The sequence below is a fragment of the Roseofilum acuticapitatum BLCC-M154 genome, assembly GCF_030068475.1.
Classification (GTDB): domain Bacteria; phylum Cyanobacteriota; class Cyanobacteriia; order Cyanobacteriales; family Desertifilaceae; genus Roseofilum; species Roseofilum acuticapitatum.
The window spans coordinates 1-26,092 of the sequence record NZ_JAQOSP010000133.1 but is presented as its reverse complement, the minus strand read 5'-3'; the positions used below and the strand labels follow the sequence as shown (position 1 = coordinate 26,092).

Annotated in this window: 27 protein-coding genes and 1 pseudogene; 12 read left to right on the top strand and 16 right to left on the bottom strand. The window is 47.2% G+C overall.

What is annotated here, in order from left to right; all coding sequences use genetic code 11:
- Positions 1-6: 6 nt before the first annotated feature.
- The 11 genes and pseudogenes from PMG71_RS20740 to PMG71_RS20690 form a co-directional block, all read right to left on the bottom strand.
- Entirely contained in the window at positions 7-564 is a 558-nt protein-coding gene (locus PMG71_RS20740; RefSeq protein ID WP_283755636.1) for an HD domain-containing protein, read from the bottom strand.
- Positions 565-594: 30 nt separating this feature from the next.
- Entirely contained in the window at positions 595-996 is a 402-nt protein-coding gene (gene vapC / locus PMG71_RS20735) for a type II toxin-antitoxin system tRNA(fMet)-specific endonuclease VapC (RefSeq protein WP_283755635.1), read from the bottom strand.
- Positions 997-1,000: 4 nt separating this feature from the next.
- Positions 1,001-1,276 (bottom strand): hypothetical protein, encoded by a 276-nt coding sequence (locus PMG71_RS20730; RefSeq protein ID WP_283755634.1) that lies wholly within the window; start codon positions 1,274-1,276, stop codon positions 1,001-1,003.
- Positions 1,277-1,400: 124 nt separating this feature from the next.
- Positions 1,401-4,622 carry a WD40 repeat domain-containing protein gene (locus tag PMG71_RS20725; protein ID WP_283755633.1) on the bottom strand — a complete coding sequence of 1,074 codons (3,222 nt, stop codon included), beginning with the start codon at positions 4,620-4,622 and terminating at the stop codon, positions 1,401-1,403.
- Positions 4,623-4,998: 376 nt separating this feature from the next.
- On the bottom strand, positions 4,999-5,367 hold the full coding sequence (locus PMG71_RS20720; RefSeq protein WP_283755632.1) for a hypothetical protein: 369 nt from the start codon (positions 5,365-5,367) through the stop codon (positions 4,999-5,001).
- 106 nt (positions 5,368-5,473) lie between these two features.
- Positions 5,474-7,198, bottom strand: a complete 1,725-nt coding sequence (locus tag PMG71_RS20715; RefSeq protein ID WP_283755631.1) for an ABC transporter ATP-binding protein — start codon at positions 7,196-7,198, stop codon at positions 5,474-5,476.
- 140 nt (positions 7,199-7,338) lie between these two features.
- Positions 7,339-7,575 (bottom strand): hypothetical protein, encoded by a 237-nt coding sequence (locus PMG71_RS20710; RefSeq protein WP_283755630.1) that lies wholly within the window; start codon positions 7,573-7,575, stop codon positions 7,339-7,341.
- A pseudogene (locus tag PMG71_RS20705) lies at positions 7,563-7,745 on the bottom strand (hypothetical protein); the annotation flags it as partial. The pseudogene PMG71_RS20705 and the gene PMG71_RS20710, both read right to left, overlap by 13 nt.
- Positions 7,746-7,764: 19 nt before the next feature.
- Complete coding sequence (locus tag PMG71_RS20700) at positions 7,765-8,202, bottom strand: DUF1810 domain-containing protein (RefSeq protein WP_283755628.1); 438 nt, start codon at positions 8,200-8,202, stop codon at positions 7,765-7,767.
- Between the two features lie 44 nt (positions 8,203-8,246).
- Positions 8,247-8,810 (bottom strand): Uma2 family endonuclease, encoded by a 564-nt coding sequence (locus tag PMG71_RS20695; RefSeq protein ID WP_283755627.1) that lies wholly within the window; start codon positions 8,808-8,810, stop codon positions 8,247-8,249.
- A gap of 56 nt (positions 8,811-8,866) precedes the next feature.
- Positions 8,867-9,430, bottom strand: coding sequence for a Uma2 family endonuclease (locus tag PMG71_RS20690; protein ID WP_347179355.1), 564 nt, complete (start codon positions 9,428-9,430; stop codon positions 8,867-8,869).
- A gap of 226 nt (positions 9,431-9,656) precedes the next feature.
- On the opposite strand from PMG71_RS20690, the gene PMG71_RS20685 reads away from it, so the two are divergent.
- Positions 9,657-12,284 carry a cyclic nucleotide-binding domain-containing protein gene (locus PMG71_RS20685; protein WP_283755625.1) on the top strand — a complete coding sequence of 876 codons (2,628 nt, stop codon included), beginning with the start codon at positions 9,657-9,659 and terminating at the stop codon, positions 12,282-12,284.
- 136 nt (positions 12,285-12,420) lie between these two features.
- Positions 12,421-13,359: a cysteine synthase A gene (cysK, locus tag PMG71_RS20680; protein WP_283755624.1), complete on the top strand. Its 939-nt coding sequence runs from the start codon at positions 12,421-12,423 to the stop codon at positions 13,357-13,359.
- A 122-nt stretch (positions 13,360-13,481) separates the two neighbouring features.
- Here the strand turns inward: cysK and PMG71_RS20675 are convergent, their stop codons facing one another.
- Positions 13,482-13,790 (bottom strand): hypothetical protein, encoded by a 309-nt coding sequence (locus PMG71_RS20675; protein ID WP_283755623.1) that lies wholly within the window; start codon positions 13,788-13,790, stop codon positions 13,482-13,484.
- A 462-nt stretch (positions 13,791-14,252) separates the two neighbouring features.
- Between PMG71_RS20675 and PMG71_RS20670 the strand changes: the two genes are divergently transcribed.
- The 7 genes from PMG71_RS20670 (at position 14,253) to larE (ending at position 20,151) form a co-directional block, all read left to right on the top strand.
- On the top strand, positions 14,253-15,650 hold the full coding sequence (locus PMG71_RS20670) for a hypothetical protein (RefSeq protein WP_283755622.1): 1,398 nt from the start codon (positions 14,253-14,255) through the stop codon (positions 15,648-15,650).
- A gap of 14 nt (positions 15,651-15,664) precedes the next feature.
- On the top strand, positions 15,665-16,396 hold the full coding sequence (locus PMG71_RS20665; protein WP_283755621.1) for a PspA/IM30 family protein: 732 nt from the start codon (positions 15,665-15,667) through the stop codon (positions 16,394-16,396).
- 108 nt (positions 16,397-16,504) lie between these two features.
- Positions 16,505-17,266, top strand: coding sequence for a PspA/IM30 family protein (locus tag PMG71_RS20660; protein WP_283755620.1), 762 nt, complete (start codon positions 16,505-16,507; stop codon positions 17,264-17,266).
- Between the two features lie 77 nt (positions 17,267-17,343).
- A complete protein-coding gene (fraC, locus tag PMG71_RS20655; protein ID WP_283755619.1) occupies positions 17,344-17,865 on the top strand; it encodes a filament integrity protein FraC in 522 nt (173 codons plus the stop codon).
- Between the two features lie 41 nt (positions 17,866-17,906).
- Positions 17,907-18,497 (top strand): DUF5357 family protein, encoded by a 591-nt coding sequence (locus PMG71_RS20650; RefSeq protein WP_283755618.1) that lies wholly within the window; start codon positions 17,907-17,909, stop codon positions 18,495-18,497.
- A 30-nt stretch (positions 18,498-18,527) separates the two neighbouring features.
- Positions 18,528-19,310, top strand: coding sequence for an ABC transporter permease (locus PMG71_RS20645; protein WP_283755617.1), 783 nt, complete (start codon positions 18,528-18,530; stop codon positions 19,308-19,310).
- 19 nt (positions 19,311-19,329) lie between these two features.
- Entirely contained in the window at positions 19,330-20,151 is an 822-nt protein-coding gene (larE, locus tag PMG71_RS20640; protein WP_283755616.1) for an ATP-dependent sacrificial sulfur transferase LarE, read from the top strand.
- Here larE and PMG71_RS20635 read toward each other — a convergent pair.
- Complete coding sequence (locus PMG71_RS20635) at positions 20,141-20,509, bottom strand: hypothetical protein (protein WP_283755615.1); 369 nt, start codon at positions 20,507-20,509, stop codon at positions 20,141-20,143. The genes larE and PMG71_RS20635 overlap by 11 nt on opposite strands.
- Before the next feature lie 147 nt (positions 20,510-20,656).
- Here PMG71_RS20635 and PMG71_RS20630 point away from each other — a divergent pair, with 147 nt between their 5' ends.
- The 3 genes from PMG71_RS20630 to PMG71_RS20620 are packed head-to-tail and all read left to right on the top strand — an operon-like array spanning position 20,657 to position 24,334.
- Complete coding sequence (locus PMG71_RS20630; protein WP_283755614.1) at positions 20,657-21,772, top strand: tetratricopeptide repeat protein; 1,116 nt, start codon at positions 20,657-20,659, stop codon at positions 21,770-21,772.
- Between the two features lie 6 nt (positions 21,773-21,778).
- Positions 21,779-22,771 carry a chemotaxis-specific protein-glutamate methyltransferase CheB gene (gene cheB, locus PMG71_RS20625; RefSeq protein ID WP_283755613.1) on the top strand — a complete coding sequence of 331 codons (993 nt, stop codon included), beginning with the start codon at positions 21,779-21,781 and terminating at the stop codon, positions 22,769-22,771.
- 39 nt (positions 22,772-22,810) lie between these two features.
- Positions 22,811-24,334, top strand: coding sequence for a response regulator (locus PMG71_RS20620; RefSeq protein ID WP_283755612.1), 1,524 nt, complete (start codon positions 22,811-22,813; stop codon positions 24,332-24,334).
- Between the two features lie 26 nt (positions 24,335-24,360).
- Here PMG71_RS20620 and PMG71_RS20615 read toward each other — a convergent pair whose 3' ends face one another.
- The 3 genes from PMG71_RS20615 to PMG71_RS20605 form a co-directional block, all read right to left on the bottom strand.
- On the bottom strand, positions 24,361-25,260 hold the full coding sequence (locus PMG71_RS20615) for a glutaminase (protein ID WP_283755611.1): 900 nt from the start codon (positions 25,258-25,260) through the stop codon (positions 24,361-24,363).
- A 167-nt stretch (positions 25,261-25,427) separates the two neighbouring features.
- Positions 25,428-25,652, bottom strand: a complete 225-nt coding sequence (locus PMG71_RS20610; protein ID WP_283755610.1) for a type II toxin-antitoxin system HicA family toxin — start codon at positions 25,650-25,652, stop codon at positions 25,428-25,430.
- Positions 25,649-25,852 (bottom strand): type II toxin-antitoxin system HicB family antitoxin, encoded by a 204-nt coding sequence (locus PMG71_RS20605; protein ID WP_283755609.1) that lies wholly within the window; start codon positions 25,850-25,852, stop codon positions 25,649-25,651. Before PMG71_RS20605 ends, PMG71_RS20610 begins: the two co-directional genes overlap by 4 nt.
- Positions 25,853-26,092: the final 240 nt, after the last annotated feature.

The following is a 26,092-nucleotide window of genomic DNA, read 5'->3' as shown; positions in this document are numbered from 1 at the left end:
AAAGCATTATAGGTTTTGCATTTCGGCGACTACTTGGGCAAGTTCTTGGACAAGGGGGGTGTTATCTGCTTGTTGAAAGGCTTGAACTAAAGCTTGATAGTACCATAGGGTTCCGGCTTTTCCACCTTTAAATCTGTCCCAAATGCTCTCTCCGACTTGGCGATAGTCTTTGAGGATGGAACGAGCATTATAGAGTTTATCGGCAGCACAGACGAGGCGAACAGAGGCAGAAGCTTGGGGAAGGTGGGCGATATAGGCTTCTTTGCGTTGTCGCCAAGGGGGTTTAGGTGTCGTATCAGCGTCGGTGCATCCTTCGACTATAGCGGTTACGGTATCTCCAAATTCTTCTCGAATGCGATCGCGGGTTGCTTTTCCTCCTTGGTCTTCTATGGCATCATGCAACAGTGCCGAGATCGCCTCATCTTCGGTTGCACCGTATTCTAAGGCAATGCTGGCCACTCCCAATAAATGGGCAATATAAGGAACTCCCGAACCCTTACGGATTTGGGTTTGGTGCAGTTGGTGCGCCAAGATCAAGGCATTTTCAAACCGTTTAGAAAGCATATTTTCTAACCCTAGCGCACAGCGCTATATCTAAGCATCCCAATCTTCGTGATTCAACCTATCAATTCGGGCAAACTCCCTGGTATTATGGGTTACCAGGGTTAAGTTATGGGAAATGGCGATCGCTGCAATTTGCAAATCATACGCACCAATCGGCGTTCCTTTTCGCTCTAAATCCGCTCGAATGCTTCCATAGACTTCTGCTGAACGATCGTCAAATGGAAGCGAGACAAATTCTGACAAAAACTCCTTTTGCTTGGATAATGTCTTAACCGGATTATTGCTTTTGTTTGCCCCATAAAACAATTCAGATTTAACAACAGAACAAACACAAATATCCTGAACCGGTATTTGCTGCAAGCGTCCTCTAATAGCGGTAGAGCGATTGTTTAGGTATGTAATAATTACATTGGTGTCTAACAAATATCTCATGAGATTACTCATTAAAGACATTGGCCAAAGACTGATCTAAGTTCGAGTCAATGCCTCCACTGTCAAGCCTAATCGGATCATCCGCACAAGCTCCTGCTGTTTTCTCAAAGAATCCTTCACTCCATCCTAATTCTTCTGGAGTTTTCATTTTTTGGGATTGATCTAACTCTTGGGTTAAAATAACCTTGATTTCTTCGGCCAAGGTTCGACCGTGAGCAACTGCCTGGTCTTTGAGCTTTGCTAATAGATCTGGCTCAAGATCATCAAGAATAATCGTCATGTAAAAACCTCTGTATGCATAGAACGTGAACATTGCTCTGATTCTAACAAACGCTCCTCAATAGAGGGATAGAGCGATCGCCGAAAGTGACCGAAGAGGGATAACTTCTTACTCATTACTCAACTCATTCTTCCCCGATTCCATCGCATAAGCGGCGCTCTTCTTTAGTCAAAGGAGCATTAGGATTATCTAAATAAGGGCGAATTCTCTGGCAAGTTCTCTGCATTAAAGAGTCAAAGTCCACATCCCACACCTTGATCGTTCCGTCCCCACTCCAAGAAGAAGCCAAGGTCTTTCCATCCGGGCTGTAACTGACACTGCTGACCCACCCCGGATGACCGGGAAGGGTAGCCACCTCTTCCTGAGTCTCTAGGTTCCACACCTTGATCGTTCCGTCCCCACTCCCAGAAGCCAAAGTCTTTCCATCCGGGCTGTAACTGACACTGGTGACCCCCCACTGATGACCGGTAAGGGTAGCCACTTCTTCCTGAGCCTCTAGGTTCCACACCTTGATCGTTCCGTCCCGACCCCCACCCCCAGAAGCCAAGGTCTTTCCATCGGGGCTGTAACTGACACTGTAGACCCCCCCTAGATGACCGGGAAGGGTAGCCACTTCTTCCTGAGTCTCTAGGTTCCACACCTTGATCGTTCCGTCATCACCCCCAGAAGCCAAGGTCTTTCCATCGGGGCTGTAACTGACACTGTAGACCCCCCCTAGATGACCGGGAAGGGTAGCCACTTCTTCCTCAGTCTCTAGGTTCCACACCTTGATCGTTGCGTCCCTACCCCCAGAAGCCAGGGTCTTTCCATCGGGGCTGTAACTGACACTGTTGACCCCCCCTAGATGACCGGGAAGGGTAGCCACTTCTTCCTGAGTCTCTAGGTTCCACACCTTGATCGTTCCGTCCCCACTCCCAGAAGCCAAAGTCTTTCCATCCGGGCTGTAACTGACACTGGTGACCCCCCCCGGATGACCGGTAAGGGTAGCCACTTCTGCCTGAGTCTCTAGGTTCCACACCTTGATCGTTGCGTCCCTACCCCCAGAAGCCAAGGTCTTTCCATCGGGGCTGTAACTGACACTGTTGACCCAATACTGATGACCGGTAAGGGTAGCCACTTCTTCCTGAGTCTCTAGATTCCACACCTTGATCGTTGCATCCCCACCCCCAGAAGCCAAGGTCTGTCCATCGGGGCTGTAACTGACACTGCTGACCCCCCCCGGATGACCGGGAAGGGTAGCCACTTCTGCCTGAGTCTCTAGGTTCCACACCTTGATCGTTCCGTCATTACCCCCAGAAGCTAAAGTCTGTCCATCGGGGCTGTAACTGACACTGCTGACCCCCCCCGGATGACCGGTAAGGGTAGCCACTTCTGCCTGAGTCTCTAGGTTCCACAGCTTGATCGTTCCGTCCGCACCCCCAGAAGCTAAAGTCTTTCCATCGGGGCTGTAACTGACACTGTAGACCCACTCCTGATGACCGGTAAGGGTAGCCACTTCTGCCTGAGTCTCTAGGTTCCACACCTTGATCGTTCCGTCATTACCCCCAGAAGCTAAAGTCTGGCCATCCGGGCTGTAACTGACACTGTAGACCGACCCCTGATTGCTATAAAAACTCTGCCGCTCTCTACTCTGATAGACCTGAGTCATTAGGGCGCTCATTACCTCTAGATCGCTAGATTGGTGTTTTTGCAGGATTTTTCCAGCTTTAATCACTTCAATGGCTGCTTCCAGGTCTTTTGTACCTTCGTTAGACAGAGCCAGAGAATACCGAGCTAGGGAATCTGCTTCACTCAATTCTGCCTGCTTCTGCTGATGCCGAGCCGTGAAAAATAAGCTAGTGCTAATCACAACTGCGGTCAAAGAACCAATGACAATCCCCGATACTGTCATTGTCGCCCGTCGCTTGACTTTCTCTTTCTCCGCCACACTCAACCGAATAAACTCTGCCTCAGCGCCCAAGTCCTGGGGACGCTCCTCTAGCCTCTCCTGAGCCTCCGCTAAAAATGCTCCTCGCAACAATGACCCCGCATCTTTCCCCGTGACTTCCCATTGTCGCTTCGCCCCCCTGAGTCGCTCCTGCCAGGCGCGAAATGTCCTATCCGTCTCCATCCAACCGCGCAACTCACCCCAATTCCGAATCAGCGCCTCGTGAACTACTTCCACCGTTTCCTGTTTTTGCCCATCCCGACTGGTAACCACCAACCGAGCATCCGCCAATTGTTTCACCAACGACCAACTCTGCTCCCCTAACTCCCCTTTCACCGCCACCCGTCGCGTATCTTCCGCTCCTTCACCCGGACGCACCAATTGAATAAAAATCTGGTGTACCCTCTCCTTTTCCCCCTCCGTCAACGTGCCATAGGTCTCATCCGCATGACGAGCGAGAGCGCCTTCCACCTCACCAATGGCGGCATAAACCTCATGGGTTAACGTCTTCCCCCGTCGCTGATGCCACAATTGCGTTAAGGCAAACTCCAATAACGGTAAATTCCCCGGTTGATGATCCACATCGTCTAAAATGCGCTCCACTAACCCCGCTTCAAACCCCACCCCCTGAGCTTCCGCAGGCTTAACAATCACCTCCGTCAACTCCTCCCGGTTCATCGGCCCCAACAGGTAATCCTGGTCATTCAACACATCCGCAAACGGCCGATAGGACAGGGCATTCCCCAGAAAATCCGCCCGCATCGTCATCACCACCGTACCCGGTAAATCGGCAATCAGGGCATCTAAAAACCGGTGGCGTATCTCCACCTCACCACAGAGGGTATAGAGTTCCTCAAATTGATCGATAATCAGTAAAATTTGGTCAGTGGGATAATTCTGCCGAATCTGTGCAAACACATCCCCCAACGGCAGTTCCCCCTTCTGCAAATAACCCGCCAATTGCCGCGCTTGAGCCATCTGCTCCGTCTTATTCAACCCCGGAGCATACAAAGGAACCAAGGATAATGCCAAACTATGAAACGGCTCCGAACCCGGACGACAATGGGTAAACTGCCAATGACCCTCCTGTACCAGTTTCGGCACTAACCCCGCCAACACCACCGAAGACTTACCACTCCCCGACGCTCCCAACACCGGAATCAACCGCTCCGTTTTCGTCGCCTGATAGAGTTCCTTAATAAAATCCTCGCGCCCAAAGAAAAATTCGACATCATTGGGGCCAAAATGAAATAACCCCCGATAGGGACAAGGCAGGTTATCCGTTTCTGCAACCTCTTCCGTTGTAGCCTGGCTCTGATAACTGTAGAAGTAATTGTAAATAACATTGCCCGTACCAATGGACACTCCCTTAACGTCTCCCTGAAACTGGGAATCAAATTGAGAAGTATCGTCAGCCATATGGTTTCAATTAAAAATTAAAAATTAAAAATTAAAAATGGGTATTGCTCGACTATTTCGCTAATTGTAGCGATTGCTTCCCTGCGGTCGCAATGACAACTGTTTAGCTATGATGACCTACCCATTTTTCGACTTGTAGGGGCGGGTTTTACCCATATCTAGGAAACCCACCATCAATAACCTGAACCCGCCCCACCCCAGCACATTTCTATGGACATAACCGGTGGGGAGGGCGGGTTTAGGAAGGTTACAGGTTAGTCTCCTCACGGATAAACAAACCCGCCCCTACCCATTTTTCGACTTGTAGGGGCGGGTTCACCCAAATCTAGGAAACGCACCATCAATAACCTGAACCCGCCCTACCCCCACCTGGGACTTAACTAAACGTATTGGTTTGTTGGTTATGAGTCCCAACTTGCGCCCCTTTCACTTCCCCTTCAAAGGTGGTCTGAAAGCCCCCAGGGGTTGAGTCTTTCGACTCCATCTCCTCCAGCAACTTACGAGCTGCCGCCAAAATTGCCTCATCCTGATCGGCTCCAGCTTCAAGTAACTTTTTCTTCAGAGGGTCTTCGTAAGTTTCCGGATCGCTCTCATGTTCTTCTAACACCATTTCTGCCTTCGGTTCCCCGCCAAACTTGCGCTTAATCAACGCCTTCAGCCCTTGATAGGCATCCGGTGCAGCATCACCCGCCGCCTTAGCCGCACCAGCCACTAACGCCGCCATAATTAAAGAGAGAGGTTCCATACTTTTTCTCCACTCGGATAAATAATTTACAGTTCACTGATTCCCTAATTGTCTTTGTTATACCCTATAAAAGGCTATGGGTCGAACATAGTGGAAGTTTTAATTTTTAATTGAATTGGCGAGCATGAAAGAGGGCATAGCGATCGCCTTTATCCAAGAGTTCCTGATGGGTTCCAGACTCGACAATTTGCCCCTGTTCAACCACTAGGATGCGATCGGCTCGGCGCACGGTGGCTAACCGGTGGGCAATAATGAAGACGGTGCGATGGTTCATCACCCGCTCTAGGGCTTCTTGTACCAAGCTCTCTGATTCTGAGTCTAGGGCAGAGGTGGCTTCATCAAGAATTAAGATCCGAGGATTGAGATAGACTGCACGGGCGATCGCCACTCGCTGTCGTTGTCCCCCCGATAACGTCATTCCTCGCTCTCCCATCCACGTCTGATAGCCTTCGGGCAGTTGTTCGATAAACGAGTGAGCATTGGCAATTTTAGCCGCTTCTTCGACTTGCTCAAGATTGAAGTCTTTTTGACCAAAAGCGATATTTTGCGCTACTGTGCCCGAAAAGAGGATCGTTTCTTGGGGCACGATGCCGATTTGTTGCCGTAGGGAGTTTAAGGTTACTTTGCGGATATCCATTCCATCGATGAGAATTTCACCGCTCTGCACATCATAAAATCGTAAGAGCAGGTTCACCAGGGTGGTTTTACCTGCGCCGGAAGGCCCCACGAGGGCGATCACTTGACCGGGTTTAACCTGAAAACTGAGACCTTGTAGGACGGGTTTGTGGCGATCGTAGGCAAAGTAAACCTGGTTGTATTCTACCGTTCCTTCAACTCTGGGTAAGGCGATCGCCTCTGGACTCTCCACCACCTGGGGGGCAATCTTCATTAACTCAAATACCCGGTCTACAGAGGCTTCAGCTTGCTTAAACTCATTAAAATTGCTGGTAGCAAAGGAAATCGGATCGATGAGCATGGCAGTTGCTACCACATAGCGCAAGAAGCCATTCCCCGTCAGATTTCCCTGTTGAATTTGCCATCCTCCCAGAAACAACAGGAAGATGATGCTCATGGCTTCTAGGAAACCCACCACGGGAAACTGAATTGCCTTTAGACGTTCGGCATTATACTTAGCCCGGCGATTACGTTCGGCTTCTAGACTAAAGCGCTCGACTTCATAATCAGCCGCACCAAAGGCTTGCACTAAACGAATGCCGCCCAAGACCTCGGAAATCAAAGAGGCTAAATCCGAGACTCGATTTTGACTGCGGCGAGAATACTGAAGCAATTGTTCCCCAAACCATCCCACCAACAGAGCCATTAAAGGGGCGACAATGGCAACGGCTAGGGTAAGCTGCCAGTTAATGTAAACCATGTAGCCAATGACGACAATGAGCTGGAGAATGCTGGGAATAAACTGGTGAAAGATCTTGTTAATGGCTTCGCCAATGCGATCCACATCTTCCGTGAGTCGATAGGATAAATCGCCGGTTTTAGCGGTTTCAAAGTAATCTAAACTGAGGCGATGTAAATGGCGATAGACTTCTTGCCGTAAATCGCGGGCAATCAGAAATGCAGCTTTGGCCATCAGAGCATCTTGGCCGTATTGTACCAAGCCTCGCAAGAGAAACACCCCCGCCGCGATCGCCGCAACTTGGGCAATTTGCACCACCAAACCCTGTGCGATCAACTCGGCAATCTCGCCCGCAAGTTGGGCTAAAATCGGCCAAAAGCCCGTAAACACAAGCGTACAAAACAGAGCTTGGGCGATCGTTTGCCACTCTTGACGCAGATAAGGAATTAAATCGTAATAGCTTGAGCGCGGTTTCACCCTTAGTTTGTCCTTCAAATGAGTAATGAGTAATGAGGGAATTGTAGTGCCTTGACACAGCTAATTTGGTACTTTAGGATTGGGAGCATCTTGCTCGCTAGAGAAAGGCAGCGAGCAAGATGCTCGCACTCCTCACTTTGCTAGGTAACGACATTCCTAGAACTCATTTGCCCGAATTCAACACTTACGGCATCAAAGCGATCGTCACCAGGATGGTAAGATAGCACTTCTAATCCAATTGGCTCACCACTTACCCCATCCTTGATCAAAATCACCCCATCTCCAAGCTCAGTACCAATTTGATTCATTCGTGGAACTTGCCAAAACACACTCAATAGCTCCGTTTCTGGTTCATAAAACACTTTTATTTGAGCCATACTGTTTCCCCCTCCTTAATCGCATCCGTTTGGTAGGCTGTGATCAAAAATCCATCTCCATTTAAGCGTCGCGCAACTGCAACAACCCAACGTTCTTCTGGCCGTACCCGATAAAACAATAATACTTCTGCATCCCGGCTACTGCGTCGAACCTCGTCCGGTGTAGAAATTTCAAATTTCATGAAACTGTTATAGATGCTCGAATCCTAACCACTCCAACGTCTTGGTATCTCTTTGCCCATTGTAAAACTGCTCTAACAATTGCACAAATACAGAATCGGGCGGTGACACCACTGCAAATAAGGTGGCACACGATCGCAATTTCAGATCATCCGGGGAGCCAAAAATCTCATACGCCGATCGCCCCGTAATACCTAAAACCGTTGTTGTACATTCGAGCAAGCGATCGCCTAATACCGGATGCTCTAAATACGCTCTAGCTTCCTCTAGGCTTTGAATTGCATACTTTTTCGACATCATGCTCAAGCCTAAGCCTTGATACTGGGGGAAAATATACCACATCCAATGGGATTTCTTCTGACCAGAACTTAGTTCAGCCAAGACTTTCTCATAAATCGTCGCTTGTGCATCTAAAAAACGTTTCAGGTTATAAGGATCGCTGTTCATTTTTAGTCTTATCGGTTTTGGATAACGGTCTAGTTAGGGGGTTATTAATCCAATAACCAAGCAAACAAATCCTTAACGGTCAAGTATAGTTCACTGGCAAAGGATGGCATGGGAAGAATTGAATTAGGCTTGTCAAATACTTCAGTTTCTTGCTTGGGACGATAGACAAATACGGTTTTTTCATCGGGATCGATTAACCAACCCATTTGAGTTCCATGCTTGAGACAGTGCAGAATATTTTTGGTAACTTTGGTCTGGTTTTGATCGGGAGACAAAATTTCAATTGTCCAGTCTGGTGCTATATCGAATGTATTGGCAATTTCCCCATTCTCATCCCTAGGAATGCGACTCCAAATAAAAACAGAAATATCGGGAACAGTTGAGCGATCGCCAAAAGTACAACGAAGTTCAGGAAACGCACGAGCAATCCGCTTAGTTTTGACTACACTGTTGATCGCAGGAACCAATTCTGCTTGAATGGCACTGTGTTTCCCTCGTGGCATAGGCTTCTGGATAATCTGTCCGTCAATATATTCATTTGCCGGTTCTATTTCTGGCAATCTGAGAAATTCTGCCAATGTAAGCGGTTTAGATGGTGCTTGTACCATGTAGCCTTACCGATCCGTTATGTTGCCATGGGACTCATTGCCATTGATTCTCGCCTCTATTCATCTGTAAAAATAGGGGGCCAGATTTGGTTAATTTGTATTGACCAACCGGGTAAGAGTTCGGGAAGGGTTAACTCTTGTTGGTCTCGTAAAATAATGGGTTGAGCATTCGAGCGATAGATCGTTACGGTTTGGAGATCGGGATCGATGAGGAGACCGACTGTACTTCCCAGACTGAGGAATAATTGGAGCTTGTCTTCTAGGGGTTTGATGCGATCGCTCTGAGATTTGATTTCGACGACTAGATCGGGAACCAGATCGCCGAAATAACGAGGGGTGGTTTTCAGTCGTTCCGCACGGACAAAGGAAACATCGGGGGCCGTCAGGTCGCTATTGGGTAAGATAAAGCCACCAGAAGAATCAAAGACTCGTCCTAAACGCCGAGGATAAACCCAAGTAATCAGCAGGCTAATCAAGATCGATCCAATTTCGCTAGAGACAATATCTGAGGGCCCCATAACAATGATTTTTCCATCTTCAAGTTCTACGCGGTAATCTTGTCCAGATTGTTGGAGATTAGCTTGGACTTTTTCTAAGTCTTTTATAGTCATCAATGGCATGGTTGAATGGTCTGGATATGCTACAAAGGCTATGTTAATTATAGCTGGAGTAGTGGGTTCGTGCGGTTTTCCGCAAGCGGACATGAATACAAAAATAGTTGTCAGTCTACAAGACTTGGGTATAACCCGCCCCTACAGATTGTTTCTAGAGAGCGGGCGATCGCTGCTTCCTATTACTGAATAACTATATTAAAATGATATCTGAGCCACATCGGGCACAGATATCATGATTCCCAGTTCACTCCTCCCATTACAGCCCCATCCAGAGCAGGATACATTCCTAGAAGAGAAAGAGATTACAGACGGTATCGACTGGTTAAGCTTCCATCGGGTATGGGGGCAATTGAGCGATGAGGTGATTGAGGCGATCGCCAAATCCCTACGTCTGCTGAAAGTCGAACCCAACCAAGACATCTATCATGAAGGTCTAGAACCGATTGGGTTATACCTGATCAAATGGGGTTCGGTAGAGATTTATCGCTCTTCCTTGGTGGGCAAAACCCATATTCGCTATTACAGCGCGGGGGAGCTGTTTGGCTATATTCCTTTAGCTCTGAACCCAACAACGGCGACTTATAATACGAATGCGGTGGCGATCGCCAAAAGCGAACTCTGGTTTCTCAGTCAAACGGACTTTGAGCAGCTCACCGATCGATATCCTTCCATCGAAAAAGCCTTCAATACCTTTCTAGCTCAAGATTTAGAGCATTTTGCAAATCGCATCGCCACCGAACAAATCCGCATCCAAGGATTACAACCGTTTATTCGCCCCATCCCCACCGATAACCTGATTATTGGTAAAAGTAAAGTCAGCCAAAAACTGGCCGCCCAAATTGAAAAAGCGACCCTAGACCTAAAACCGATCCAACTCCAATCCCCTCCCGGAGGCGGAAAAACCTTTCTCGCGGGCTACATTCATCACCGTTCGGGGATTAAAGACCATCCTTGGGCTGAAATTGACTGTGCCTTACTTCCCCGTGATGAGAGTGGGGCCTTGAATACAGATAATCTGTTTGGCCGGGTGGGCCAACAATTGGGGGTAATTGAACTACTGGAGCGAGGAACCCTGTTAATTGCCAATTATCAGCTCCTGAGCCAAAAAGACCGCGATCGCCTGTTAGACTATCTGCAAACGAACACCCTTACCCCCAACCCCGAAGGCCCCCCGATCCAGTCCTGGGTAAGGCTGATCCTCAGTAGTCCCTCCTCCCTCTCCCTGGGGGATATCCCCAGTCACTCGATCAAACTCTCCTCCCTGAAACAGCGCAAACTAGATATCCCTAGTTTTGCCCGCTATTTCCTGGATAAATACTGCCAAGAAAGCCAGCGATCGCCCGTAAAACTCAGTCAAGCCGATTTACGCCGTCTGATTAGCTACGACTATCCCGCCAATATTGCGGAACTCGAAAGCATCCTCAAACGGGCGGTGGTCATGACTCCCCCCGAACAAGACATTATTTCCGAACAAGTCCTTTGGTCGGTTGAATCGAAAAAAAATGCCTTTCGTGTCGATTTACTCAATCAATTTCCCTGGTTACGCAGATTTCTGCTCAGTGACTGGTGGCCAGAACGGTTCTGGGTTATCGTCATGCTCCTGTTTATCCCCGTCACCCTCATGGGTTATCTGGGCCCCCAAACCCGTGACTCTAGCATGACGCTCAATCTCTTTTGGGCCTGGTGGTGGCCCTTCTATCTGTTGCTTTTCCCAATTATTGGTCGGTTGTGGTGTGCCGTTTGTCCATTTATGGTGACGGGAGAATGGATCAGAAAAATCTCTCTATGGATTTGGCCCCGTAAACTGCTCCCTTGGCCGACTAAATGGATGAATCGCTGGGGAGCATGGCTACTCTGGGCCGGGTTTGTGGCCATTTATCTCTGGGAGAAACTGGCGGATTTGCCCCATACCCCCCATCTCTCTTCTGATTTATTGCTGATTATTACCGCAGGCGCAGTGATTTGTAGCCTGATTTATGAGCGCCGTTTATGGTGTCGGTATCTCTGTCCCATTGGTGGGATGAATGGCATGTTTGCCAAACTGGCCTTGACGGAGTTGCGATCGACTCAGCAAATTTGTGGCAGTCAATGCAGCACGTTTAGCTGTTACAAAGGCAGTGATGTGACTCCGGTGACGTTTGCCGACTCCCTACCGAATGAGGGCCAAGCTACCGGGGGATGTCCCCTCTATTCCCACCCGGCCCAACTGCGGGATAACCGCGATTGTGTGTTGTGTATGACCTGCTTAAAGGCTTGTCCGAGTCGCTCGGTACAGTTCAACTTGCGGTTTGTGGCGGCGGATTTGTTGGAAAATCATCAGCCGTTTTGGGCAGAAGTGGCGCTGTTGCTGCTTTTGTTCGGTGGGGTGTTTATGCATTCTGGCGACAAAGTTTTAGGCTTTTTTGGCCTGGATGTAGCTCTGATTACGGGACAACCCTGGTTTATGGCTTTGCCGGTGGTGCTGGTGTTGCTAAGTATTCCTTGGATTTTAACCTATGGGGTTCATGCGATCGCCCGATTCTTTGACCGGGACATGCCCCCCTATTTGGTCACCATCTACGCCTATCTACCGATGACGTTGGGAGCCAATTTAGCCCATTATATCCCAGCAGCCATGACAGAAGCCGGGCAACTGTTGCCTGTTACAGCTCGCACGTTTGGCTTTTCGGGGGCGAGTTGGCCAGTGCTGACCTGGAGTGGAGATGTGGCAGCTTTTTTACAAGGGGTGACCCTATTGGCGGCGATCGCCTTTAGTATCTATCCCCTATTCAAAATTACTCAACGCCCTCTCTGGAGCAACCTGCCCCATCTATTCCTGATGGCAGCATTAACCTTTATCTTTTTCCAACTGCTGTTATAGGGTTTTCATTTGAGATCTGAACTGGCAATGCCCTCTCCCTATATCCCTCTCCCAGGGGAGAGGGACTTCTACTCCCCTTCTCCCACGGGAGAAGGGGTTGGGGGATGAGGGCAACCATTTTAATTTCTAATCGATCATGAAAATTTACCAAAACATTACCGAACTCATTGGCGCAACTCCCCTAGTCCACTTGCGCCACCTGCCGAAAGCGTTTAATTGTCAAGCCGAAATTGTCCTGAAATTAGAAGGGATGAATCCGGCAAAATCAGTCAAAGACCGCATTGCCCTCAGCATGATTACAGAGGCTGAACAAGCAGGACTCATTACCCCTGGCGTATCTACGATTATTGAAGCCACATCCGGCAATACGGGAATAGGCTTGGCCATGGTGTGCGCGGCGAAAAACTATCGCTTAATTCTGACGATGCCAGAGAATATGAGCCGCGAGCGTCAACAGATGGTCACTGCTTATGGGGCAGAGGTGGTGTTGACTCCGAGTCATTTGGATATGGTGGGAGCCATTCAACGGGCGAATGAGTTGCTGGCAAGTACGCCTAATTCTTTTTCTCCCCAACAGTTTAGTAATCCTGCCAACCCGAAAATCCACTATCAAACCACGGGGCCGGAACTCTGGTCAGATACGGAGGGTAAGCTAGATGTGTTGGTAGTGGGAGTGGGAACGGGGGGAACCCTCACGGGAGCGGGTCGCTATTTGAAAAAAAAGAAGCCAGGCCTTAAAATTGTGGCGATCGAACCGAAAACCAGTGCAGTTTTAACAGGAGAAAAACCCAGTATTCATAATCTCCAAGGCATTGGCGCGGGCTTTATCCCTGATGTCCTGCGGGTAGACTTGATTGATGAAGTGATGACCATTTCCGAGGAACAAGCCTATGATATCGGTCGCCGTTTAGCGAAGGAAGAGGGTATTCTCAGTGGCATTTCTACGGGAGCAGCAGTTTATGCGGCGCTGCAAGTCGCCCAACTTCCAGAGCATCAGGGGCAGATGATTGCGGTGATTCAACCGAGTGGAGGGGAGCGCTATTTGAGTACAGCATTGTTTGGATTGAATCCTTGAGCTTCCATAGAGAAACCGGCTCTTTTGAAGAAAACCGGTTTCTAGGTTGCATCGAGAATGGGTATACTATAGGGTCTTTGAAACTTTTGATTTTAAAAAGGGTTCGTTTATCGGTTGTTTGCTTAAGCTAAGGCTAGACCTTGATCTAAGTCATCTTCTACAACACTCAAACTAGGACGGGACTCTTTCAGGGAAAGGGGTTCTAAGGACTTAGACTGGGCTTCAACCACGGTTAAGGGTTGATATTGCCAGAGACCTAAGCCTTCTAAACCTTCCCAAGATGGGGCAAAGGCTGGCAGCGCTAAGGAACAGGCTTTCCATCCGCCGCGTACAGGAACACCAAGCTGTTGGCAATTACCCCCTCGCCGCCCTTCGGGAGTAAAGTGGCGGCAATACCGACAGGCGGATGTTTGACAATTGGAGTTGCTCATGGGGAATCCTCAATTTAGGGAAGAAGGGGCGAGTATCGGCTTCCTCTATATTTTCAGTTATCTTCTAGAGAAAATGAAAATAGCTTCATACTTTTTTTATCTTTGCTTTAAATTCGGACATAAATTCCCGGTTGGCACTATCATTTTTTCAGGGATAAGGGGGGATTTCTGGGAAAAACCCATTGGGGATCAATGAGACCACCGCAATTGAAGCTAGGTTCGATCTAGATCTCAAATGCTGTAATCTGAGGGCTAAAACTAAGCATAAAGGACTCTAAACCTTTGCATTAGAGCGATCGCCAAAAAGTAGCCAGCATTACAAAAAATTAAGCTAAAGATGGCTTTACTTTAAATTTTTGTGAATAAAAATCTAGGGATTCTCTATCATTACGCATCAGAATAAGATACAATCAACGCTTAAATAAGCAGATTCACTGAATCCCTACCGGCGAGACTTTGGCGATGAGTAACCGTTTTCCTGGAAAACCCCCGACCCAACCCCATCAGACCGATGCCATCCCCTTACCCCTGCAAGCAGCTCTAACCAGTCTCAATGTCAGTCTGGAGGAGGAGTTAACCCGCTATCGGCGCTATCGCCAGGGCTATACTCCCCCCCTGAAAAGCTATGCCCTGAGCCAGACCCCTCAAGGTGAGGGTAGAAAAACTTTAGATTTAGTCTCGCCTCCGCCTCCAGAACGGCCAAAACCGAACTCATCCCCGGTTCAAGAGACTCTAGAAACGGCTTCAGAATCTCCAGCTTCTCTATCCCCTTCGGCTAATCCAGATTTGGGATCTGCCCTATCCACCTCTTTTGCCGATCAACACCTGGCAGAACCGGATACGGGGTTTGAACCCGATAGTCCCCCAGACGATTACCTAGAATCTTCAGAAGAGCTGCTCAGAAGTTTGGCGGAGGAGGAAGAGGAAGACGAAATGCCCGTTACTACTCCAGCTTTTAACCCCTGGCTGACTCCCCTGGGTATTGGTTCTACTCTGCTCTTGATTCTGCTGTGCATTACATTTGGGGTGATTTTTTTCAATCCTTCCCTGATGCGTTATTTGTTCCCGAATCGTCCCTTCAGGGAGCCTAATCCCACTGTTCCTGAATCTGCTCCAGAATCAACACCAACTCCGGCTAATTCTTCTGAGGTTTCCCAGTCCCTGAACCGTCCTACTTCGGAATTTGGCCAGTTAACGCTAGAGAGTTTGAGTATTCTAGACCCCAAGCAGCCCCCCCAGCCTTCCCCAGTGGCTTCGCCGGTGGTGGCGAAAAGTCCTGTAGAAGAGCCGTCTACTACAGCCTCGAAGTCGAATCAAAAATCAGGCCTGAATTTGCGGGTGTTGAGTTTACCGGTGTTTTCTGCTGCTCCTGAACCTCCGTCTGCTCCACCGCAAGCGCCGCAAGCGGTAGAAGCTCCAGCACCCCTACCTCCTCCACCGGTGGCGGCAACTGCTCCTCTGAATCCGCAAGAGTTGCCGCAGTTGCAAGCGGCGGCTCCGATTGTCCCCCCGCAAGCTCCGTCTTTTGCTGAACCTGTACCTCCTCAAAGTCAGCTTCAGGGTTTTGCGGGGTCGATTCCTATTCCGGTAGATATGCCTCCAGAGCAGGAATGGATGCCAGAACCGGTGGCGACTGTGCCGGAAGTGCAGGATCTGGAGTCCTATTATGTGGTGGCGAACTATGAGGATGGAACGGCTATGGCGAAAATTCAAGCGTTGGTTCCGGATGCCTATTTACGCAATTTTGCGGATGGAATTTATGTGCAGTTGGGGGTATTCGATCATCGGGGTATGGCGGAAGCGTTTTTGGATGAGCTGAAGATTGAGGGAATTTCTGCCAAAATTTATGAGGGTGAGTAAACTGAGAGGGGATTATGAGTGTTGTCGATCGCCTAATTCGTGCTGTTCGTGCCCAGGTAAATGATTGGATTACCCAACGGCAAGACCCGGAAAAGCTGTTAGAAACGGCTATCTTGGAATTGCAGGATGACTTGGTGTCTCTACGGCAATCGGTGGCTCAGGCGATCGCCGTACAAAAACGGACAGAGCGACAATACGATCGAGCCACGAGGAGTGCGGAAGATTGGCACAAACGGGCCGAACTCGCCCTAGAAAAACAAGATGAAACTTTGGCTAGGGAAGCGTTAACCCGCCGCAAGCCTTACCTGGAAACGGCGCGACTGTTCCAGGAACACCTGCAACAGCAGGGGGTTGTGGTGGATCGGATGAAGCAGGATTTACGCACGTTGGAGGGGAAAATAGCGGAGGCTAAAGCGAAGAAAGACCTCTATATCGCCCGTGCCCGTGCTGCTAAAACCTCTGAACAGTTACACCAAGTGATGAATCAGTTGCATCCTAGGGGGACATTAGCGGCTTTAGAGCGGATGGAAAATAAGGTACACCAACTCGAAGCACAAGCGGAACTGGCCCAATGGGGACAAGATCCGGTGGAAAAAGAGTTCCAAGCTCTAGAATCAGGAGAGCAGAATTCTGTAGAGGAGGAGTTGACGGCGATTAAAACGCAACTCAAAAGCCAGGGTACTCGGAGCGAATCGGAATACGATCGCGAATTGGAGGAGTTGCGATCGCGTCTTAATGAATTGTAATTGAGTAATGAGTAATGAGTAATTGGGGATCTCTTGCCACTCCCTATTGGCTTTTATCCTCCACTATAATCTGTATATAGACCCTGACAGCAAAGCAGAATTAGAATTATGGGATTATTCGACCGGATCAGCCGAGTTCTGAGAGCTAATATAAACGATCTCGTTAGCAAAGCAGAAGACCCGGAGAAGATACTAGAGCAGTCTATTATTGACATGCAGGAAGATCTAGTGCAACTCCGACAAGCGGTTGCCAGTGCGATCGCCAGCCAAAAGAAAAGCCAGCAACAATATAATACAGCCCAGAATGAGGCCAATAAATGGCAACAACGGGCGCAACTGGCTCTCCAGAAGGGGGACGAGAATTTGGCACGGGAAGCCTTGCAGCGCAAAAAAGCCCAGATGGATAGTGCTAATACCATTAAAGTTTCTTTAGACCAACAAATCGCCCAGGTCGATACCCTGAAGAAAAATTTAATGCAGCTAGAGAGCAAAATTTCTGAGGCTAAAACCAAGAAAGATATGCTCAAAGCACGGATGCAAGCGGCTAAAGCCCAAGAAAACTTGCAGAATACGGTCTCGAATATCGGAACGAGCAGTTCCTTGGCAGCATTTGACCGGATGGAAGAAAAGGTGCTGCAAATGGAAGCTAGAAGCCAGGCAGCCTATGAAATTGGGGGAACGGGGCTTGAAGAACAGTTTGCGGCTTTGGAAGGGAGCGATGTGGATGATGAACTGGCAGCTATGAAAGCGCAGTTAAGTGGCGCATCCCCGAATCAAGCGGCTCTTCCCCAAGATAGGGGTTCAAGCAGCTCAACGCCTCCCGTCGATGACGAACTTGAGCAACTGCGTCGGGAATTGGATAAAAGCTAGGATCAAATGAACAATGAACAATTAATAATTTAAAGTAATTGTTCATTGTTAATTGTTCATTGTTACTTATTTTGGTGATGGTTATCCTGCCTCTACGGGCGATCGCCTTACAAATGCTATTCTTATGGGTGGCGATCGCCATTGAATCCTATCTGCTTCACACTCAGCTCCAACTCCATCGCCGCTTCAGCATTTTTTATGCCGCCACACTCAATCTACTGGCGAACTTGCTCGGTTGGTTTTTATTCTTTAGTTTAGAAAAACTACTACCCTCTCCCATTCGCCAAAGCTTGATGCGTGTAATCCTACTCGGAGAATTAGATCAATCGAATTCATCCTGGATTTTACTCGGAATTATCAGTGCTTTTTTCATAGGTTGGTTGGTCAAAAGACAAGGGTTAGCCCTTCTCCGCACTATTCGTAACTTTTGGATTGAAAAAAAATATGGAGAAGGCGGATTTAGTAATGCCGCCAGTGAAGCTTTCATCCAAAAAACCATTTCTCGTACTGTCTTTAATGCCCATTTGATCAGCAACAGTGTAATTTTAACGATCGTCATTGTTCAACTGATAGCGCTAAACTCTGGTCATGGACAATAGCTCGTTTAGGCTCTCTATCTCCCTGATGTTCTAAGGAGTTTATGAAACACTTAATTCAACTGTTCAATGTTCTATTTTCTCGACCTCCCACCCTCTGGCAAATTCTATTTACGATCAGTTTTGGCTTCTGGGCTATGGCAGCTCTGATGCTCATCTTTCAAAAGGAAGAACTCCAAGAACTGATGGCTCTATTGGGATTTATCAGTTTACTCTCTACCCTATGGGTTTTCCTCAATCAATGGAATTTGCGCTATTTAGGAATAGACTTAAAATCAATTATTGTTTGGTTATTGTTTTGCATAGCGATTAGTAAAAAAATAAATGTAGATGATCGGTGGGCCGAAAAAATCCTTTGGATAACCTATCCGCAAGCGATTGCCCTAACCGAGATCTTACCTGATGTCATCAAAATATACTCTGTAGATATACAATCAAGAGAAAGCAAGCAACGCTTACAAAGAAATATCATCATTCTCCTCAGTAGTTTACTGGTCACTTGCTGGATTTACTTGTACTTTATGATTAATGAATGGGGGCAATGTCATTCAGAATTAATGGATGTGGAAAAGATGAAAAATAGTTTATTTGTGATACCATTAAACCTAGAAAATATCCGCAAACTAATTAACTAACACTTATTTGAACTGCTGTTCGATAGACCTATGAATTTTAATCGACTCAGGGTTGTTGCCAATAATGTATTCGCCGAAACCATCCGCGATCGTATTCTCTATGTGCTGGGATTATTCGCGATCGTTGTAGTATTCATGATTCCCCTCATTCGGGAAGTTGCCTCTACCGTAGAAGATAAAATCATCTTGGATGTAGGCTTAGGATTGATGGAAATTCTAGGAGTGGCAGTAACGGTGTTTATCAGTACGGGATTAATTAATAAAGAAATTGACCAACGTACCATCTATTTACTGATTGCTAAACCCCTGAATACCTCTGAACTCATTGCCGGTAAATTCTTGGGAATTGCGGCGGTTTTAAGCATCTTAGTCACGGGGATGATGGCTATTTATCTAGGGATTTTAAGCCTGAATCAAACGAGCTATCCATCCTTAACTGCCCTGATTATTTCTGCTCTGTTCTTGATTCTGAAGCTCTGTTTAATTACAGCCGCAGCGATTTTATTTGGAGTTTTTACCCGTTCCTTAGTGGCGCTATTCCTCACGTTTGGCATTTATTTCATGGGCAATTTAAGTGCCGATATGGTGAAGCTTAATGCCTTAGTCGAAAATCCCCTGTTTTCCCGTCTGAGCCAAGTTTTATTTATCATTGTGCCCGATCTATCGCGCTTAGATGTGAAAAACTTAGCGGTGTATGGGATGAACTCTTTGCCGGATGCTTTGACGCTGACAGTTAATGCGGGATATGGTATAGTTTACACGATGGCATTATTAGCTTTAGCCACGATTATTTTTGCCCAACGGGAATTTTGATTCCTAATTAATACAGAATATGGATATCAGGGAAAAACTCAATCGTCTACAAACCTTATTTACTGAGATGGATCGGGCGCTGATTGCCTATTCCGGGGGAATTGATAGTACGTTGGTGGCGAAAATTGCTTACGATCGCCTGGGAGATCGCGCCCTCGCTGTCACTGCTGAATCTCCCTCCCTGTTGCCGGAAGATTTAGAGGATGCTAAAGTGCAGGCGGAGGCGATCGGAATTACCCACAAGGTTGTCTTAACCCACGAAATGGACAATCCAAACTATACGTCTAATCCCGTTAACCGTTGCTATTTTTGTAAAAGCGAACTCCATGATACCCTCAAACCCCTAGCCCAAGCTTGGGGATATCCCTATGTCATTGATGGGGTGAATGGGGATGATTTACAAGATTATCGTCCGGGAATTCAAGCGGCAAAAGAGCGGGGAGCTAGATCGCCTTTAGCGGAAGTTGGGGTAACTAAAGCTGAGGTTCGGGAACTCTCGAAATATCTAGAACTTCCCTGGTGGGATAAACCCGCTCAACCTTGTCTGAGTTCCCGCTTTCCCTATGGTGAAGAAATTACCCTGTCTAAATTACAACGGGTGGGGCGAGCCGAGCGCTATTTACGACAACTGGGTTTAACTCAAGTGCGGGTGCGATCGGAGGGAGAAACCGCCAGAATTGAATTACCGCCAGAACAGATTCAATCTTTTGTTCTCTCTACAGACTTACCAACACTGGTGAAACAGTTTCAGGGATTTGGTTTTCTTTATGTCACCCTGGACTTAGAAGGGTATGTCAGTGGCAAACTCAATCGCGTTTTAGGGGAAGTCGCTAGGGTGTGACTGGGCTAAAATAAGTTATAGCTAGTGCGAGCATCTTGCTCGCTGTTGGCTTTAAATTTAAATGATTTACAGCCAGTAGTGCGAGCATCTTGCTCGCTGTTGGCTTTAAATTTAAATGAGTTACAGCCAGTAGTCCGAGTATCTTGCTCGCTGTTGGCTTTAAATTTAAATGAGTTACAGCCAGTAGTCCGAGTATCTTGCTCGTTGTTGGCTTTAAATTTAAATGATTTACAGCTAGTAGTGCGAGCATCTTGCTCGCTGTTGGCTTTAAATTTAAATGATTTACAGCCAGTAGTCCGAGTATCTTGCTCGCTGTTGGCTTTAAATTTAAATGATTTACAGCTAGTAGTGCGAGCATCTTGCTCGCTGTTGGCTTTAAGTTTAAATCGGTAGTGTTATAGCTCGTTTTTGACTTGTAGCGAGCGAGACGCTCGCACTCCCTATTGCCTATTCCCCTCGCCCTGAGCGAAGTCGAAGGGCACTCCCCATTCCCCACTCCCCTACCATGCTCGATCAAATTGCTAAAGCCTTTGAACGTAAGGATTATCGTACAGCTCAGAATTTGCTCAAGAGTTTCTTGCAGAAAGAACCCCAAAATCCTTGGGGGCGACTTTATGCGGGGCGGTTGTATGAGGAACGAGGGAAACCGGATTTAGCTGAACCGATTTATCGGCAGTTATTACGGAAAGCAGAACATCCGAAAATTGTGTCTCAAGCTCGTTCGGGACTGCAACGGCTGCAAAGCCAAAAAGAGGCTCAGGAACAGCAAAGACGGCAACAGGCGATCGCCCAAGCGACTCAAGATCCTAATCAAGCTAAACCTGGACTCTTGATTATTGAGCCGGTAGTTGGAGAAGGGCGTAAAGCGGCGGCAAAAGAGTTTGCCCGGATCATGAATTTAGATTCTTATAGCGCCCAACGGCAACTTCCTGGGAGGTTTTGGCGTTTGCACCGGACTGGGAATATAGGGGCGTTGGGGGTTTATGGTCAAGAATTGCGAGAGGCAGGTATTCCGGCATTTTGGGTCAATTTGGAGAAAATTGAACAGATTCGGGTGTTTCGGGTGCAGTCGATTTCGGAATTGGGAAAAAGTGTGGGTATTATGTGCCATGATGAGTCGAATCAGTTGGGAACTTTGAGTTTTCAATGGTCAGAAGTGGCGCAACGGGTAGAGGGGCGAGTACCCATTTTTGAATCGGTGGTGATGTTGGATAGTAAGGGTAAACAGGAGAGGGTGGAGCGCACCCAGGATTATGTTTATTTGTGTGATTTACATCTTCCCCAGAGAAATTGTTTATTGCGGTTTTGCGATCGCTCCTTTGAGTTTCATCAGAGTGTGGGCATTGTTTCTCCAGAGATTCCGCGATCGCAACTGACGACTCGTTTGCAATGGAATCGTTTAATCCAAGTGATGGTCAAAAATTTACCCCAGATTCCGATTTGGTCAGATTTTACGCCTTTTGGGGAAATGGTCTTACAGGAGGCTAAAGTGGTAGCAGATATGAGGGATCTCTTTGGCGCAATTCGCCCCTATATTGATATCTTTCGCAGGGCAGAAACAGATTGGGATCGGGCTTTTGCCTTGTACAGTGGCTTGGTCTTCTTTCGCCAAGGAGATTAAATCTTAATGAGAATTGCAATTGTTCATCATGGGGCGATCGCCACGGCTGCCTTACGACGGATGCTAGAAAGTGTGGCTAACTACCAAGTGATTTGGACAGCATCAGATGGGGTAGAAGCGGTGGCTAAGTGCCATCAAAATCGACCGGATCTGCTCTTAATGGATATGGAGTTGCCGGACTTCAATGGGGTAGAAGCGACTCAACAAATCATGAAAAAATGTCCCTGTGCCATTGTGATCCTGACGGCTAATGGCAAACCAAAGATTGCCCAAGTCTATGCTGCCCTAGAACAGGGGGCGATCGATGCGGTGGAAATGCCCCTTTTGAGTGACACAACTGCCGATCCCACTGATGTATTCCTGTCTAAAGTCGCTCGCATGGGGAAATTGCTGAAACACTCCTCATCAACATCTGTTCATCTCCCTAAAACCCAATCTCCTCCTTTAGTCGCCATTGGCTCATCAACGGGGGGGCCGAAAGCCTTAGCCAGTATACTTTCCCAACTGCCCGTGAATTTTAGGGGTGCTATTGTGATTGTTCAGCATGTGGATGCCCAATTTTCGAGTGGCTTAGTAGAGTGGTTGCGACAACAGAGCCAGTTACCGGTCAGAATAGCGGTTAAGGGCGATCGCCTGCTCTCCGGAACCGTTTTAGTTGCCGGTACAAACGATCACCTCTATCTCAAACCCGACTTAACCCTTGCCTATACCCCAGATCCTCGCCATAACCCCTATCGTCCCTCAGTGGATGTATTTTTCAAGAGTCTAGCCGAACATTCTACCCGTCAGGGTATCGCCATTTTACTCACGGGCATGGGGCGAGATGGAGCCGAAGGATTACACTTACTTAAGCGTCAAGGTTGGCATACCATTGCCCAAGATCGAGACAGTTGTGCAGTCTACGGAATGCCCAAAGCCGCGATAGAGTTAAACGCGGCGATCGAGGTTTTGTCCCTCGATGCTATTGCTAAAGGGATCGCTTCTCGGATGGGGAGATAGATTAGCTTGGAAATTACTGATTATTTTTAATAGACACATATGAATTCTACAGAAGAAAAAATCACCGTTTTACTCATCGACGATCAACCCATTATTAGTGAAGCCATTAGTCGCATGTTAGCTGATGAAGAGGATATTACCTTTTGCTATTGTAGCGACCCCACTGAAGCCTTTGATTGGGTTGAAAAGTCCCAGCCGACGGTCATCTTACAAGATTTAGTGATGCCGCAAATGGATGGACTGTTATTAGTCAAGTTTCTGCGCTCTCATGACTCCTTAACCTCCCATATTCCTTTAATCGTCTTGTCGAGTAAGGAAGATCCGACGATCAAAGCGAAAGCTTTTGAATTGGGAGCCAATGACTACCTCGTGAAACTACCCGATCGCCGGGAAATCATTGCTCGCATCCGCTATCATTCTAAAGCTTACTTAAATTTCCTCAAACGACAGGAAGCGGAACAATTGTTTAAAGCAGAAATTATGCGTCAAGCTGCCTATATTGAACAAGTGGGAAAAGTCACTACAGCCGCCTCAGAAGTAGAACGGGATAATTTTCAGCCCGATGCCCTAGCAGAAGTTGCCCAACGCAGTGATGAACTGGGACAACTGGCGCGAGTGTTTAGTCAGATGGTGAAAACCGTTAAGGCAAGGGAAAAAGAATTAACTGAAGCCAATCAAAAATTGGAGGAATTGCTGACGGCTTTTGGTCGCTTTGTTCCCCATGAGTATCTACGTTTTTTGCGGAAAGAAAGTATCACTGAAGTGCAGTTAGGGGATCATGTCAGTAAGGTGATGGCGGTGATGTTTTCTGATATTCGCTCGTTTACAACTCTTTCAGAGTCCATGAGCGCTAAGGATAATTTTGCTTTTATTAATACTTATTTGCAACTGGTTACACCCAGAATTCATGTTCATCATGGGTTAATTGTCAAGTTTCTGGGAGATGGAATTATGGCCGTTTTTCCAGAGACAGCGAATGATGCACTGGTGGCTGGGGTTGATGTGTTGCAAGCGGTGAAAGAATGGAATCAGGGACGATGTAAAGCGGGAGAAAAACCGATTGAAATTGGGATTGGCCTGCATGTGGGTCATATTATGTTGGGGATGGTGGGAGAACAAAATCGGATGCAGGGGGATGCATTTTCTGATAGTATTAATTTAACGGCACGGTTAGAAGGATTGACTAAGTTTTATGGGGTTTCTCTGTTAATTTCGGGGGAAGTTTTAGACCATGCAACGAATGCGGATGAATTTCAGTTGCGCTTTTTAGACCGAGCTATTGTTAAGGGACGAAATGAGGCCATCTCTGTTTATGAGGTTTTAGATGCAGCCGATGATACCATCAGAGAACTGAAGCTGAAAACCCAACCGGATTTTGAGGAGGGGTTACAGTTATATCAGCAAAAAGACCAACTTGAAGCCGCTAGAGCCTGTTTTGAGAGGGTGATTGCCGTCAATCCAGAAGATAAAACGGCTTTGCTCTATGTAGAACGAATCGATCAATTACTGGAGCAGGGTGTGCCAGAAGATTGGCAAGGAGTATGGGTTTTTACGGAAAAATAGCGGCATAGATCATGAAATTGAGGATGTTAATCCTGCAAGTAAGCGGCTATGCGTTTTAATAATGCCATTCCTACGACTGAATTTCCGGTAGAGTCGAGACGGGGGCTATAAATGGCGATCGCCCCCTGCTGGGGAACCAAAGACAATAATACTCCACTAACACCGGATTTTGTCGGTAATTCCACTAAACGAGAAAAGTCCCTAGAATATTCATATAAGCCACAGGTTCGGATTAACTCCGTTACCCAGAGTTGATGCTCTGACTGAATTTTGGCTTGTGAATCAATTAACCCTAATCCCAATTGAACTAAATCCTCAAGACTCGATGATAAACAACACACCCGTTGATAAGTATCTAATGCCACTGCTTCAGAACTGCCTAAATATCCCGATTGGGCTAGAAGTTCCGTTAAATTCTGATTGATGACATTCGGTAAAGACTCGACAGAGGCGAGAAGTTGTCGATCTAAAAACAACTGAGTTTGACCATAATCATTGAGCCAATTACAGAACTGTTCGCATTTTTCTATACCCGTCGTACCGGGAAAATGGGAACAAAGGGCGATCGCCCCACTATTGATCATCGGATTCCGGGGAAATCCCCCATCCACTCGTAATTGCTCCACCGAATTATAGGGTAAATCCGAAGGCAAATCACCCACCATCGTCTTAATTTTCCCTAAACCGAACTGTTCTAAAGCATACAGCAACACAAACGGCTTAATCACACTCATCAACGGCACATAACTTTCCCCCCATCCATCACCCGGACGCTCTAAACTTTTGGCATAAATACCCATATGTCTAGGATCGACCTGAGCCAATTGAGGGATATAACGAGGCAAGCTACCCGATAAATTTAACTGTTCAATTTCCGTTAACCACTGCTCGATCAGAGACCGGGAGATTGTATTGAGATGTTTCACTCTAAAACCGCCCAATTATGGATTTGACTCTAAAATTTAACTGGGAATATTTTACCACAATCGCAACGACAGCCCCCAGTTAAATGGCTGCGCTCGCTGCCTTTTGCTAGGTTTTTCTCTAGGTTATGCAGATAGGTGTTCAAAGAGGCACTTAAAAGAAATTTGATCTACTCTGTTTTCCATTCCGTTTCTGGAATATTGGCGCTTATCATAATGTTGCGTAGAGTTCCAATGGGGAGGTCTTTTCCTTTATGATAAGGAACGATTGCCTGAAGTTGTTCTTCAGTATTTCTCCATTTACGATGACTTCCTTTTTGTGACACTAATTCAAACCCATATTCAGTTAAGATACGCTCTACTTGATCGGCGTTCATACGTTGAATACGAGTCATCCTACAGATACCTCTCGCAAAATCTCACCAGATTTCAGTTCAATCTTATCTGGTTCTAGATACAGTGCGATCGCCTCCCGAATATTCTCTAACGCTTCTGCTTCTGTTTCTCCGGCTGAGACACAACCCGGTAATTCTGGACACCAAACCGCCCAATCATGGGTTTGGGGATCTACTTCTAACACGACACGCCATTTCATAGGGTTTAACTCTAAAACTTAATCCTGAACGAAAGAATAAGGGTTTGAACCCCCTTTTTGGGAAAGTGACAGAAGAGGCATATCATATCATATCAAGTCCGGTTTCCGCAAGCGGACTTGAAAATTTGTTAAGAAGCGGGCAAGATGCCCGCACTCCTCGAATTCTTTGATCTGACTGGAGTGGGAGCATCTTGCTCCCTGGATTTTTAATTAGGGTATTTCCGCTTCGCGGACATGAAT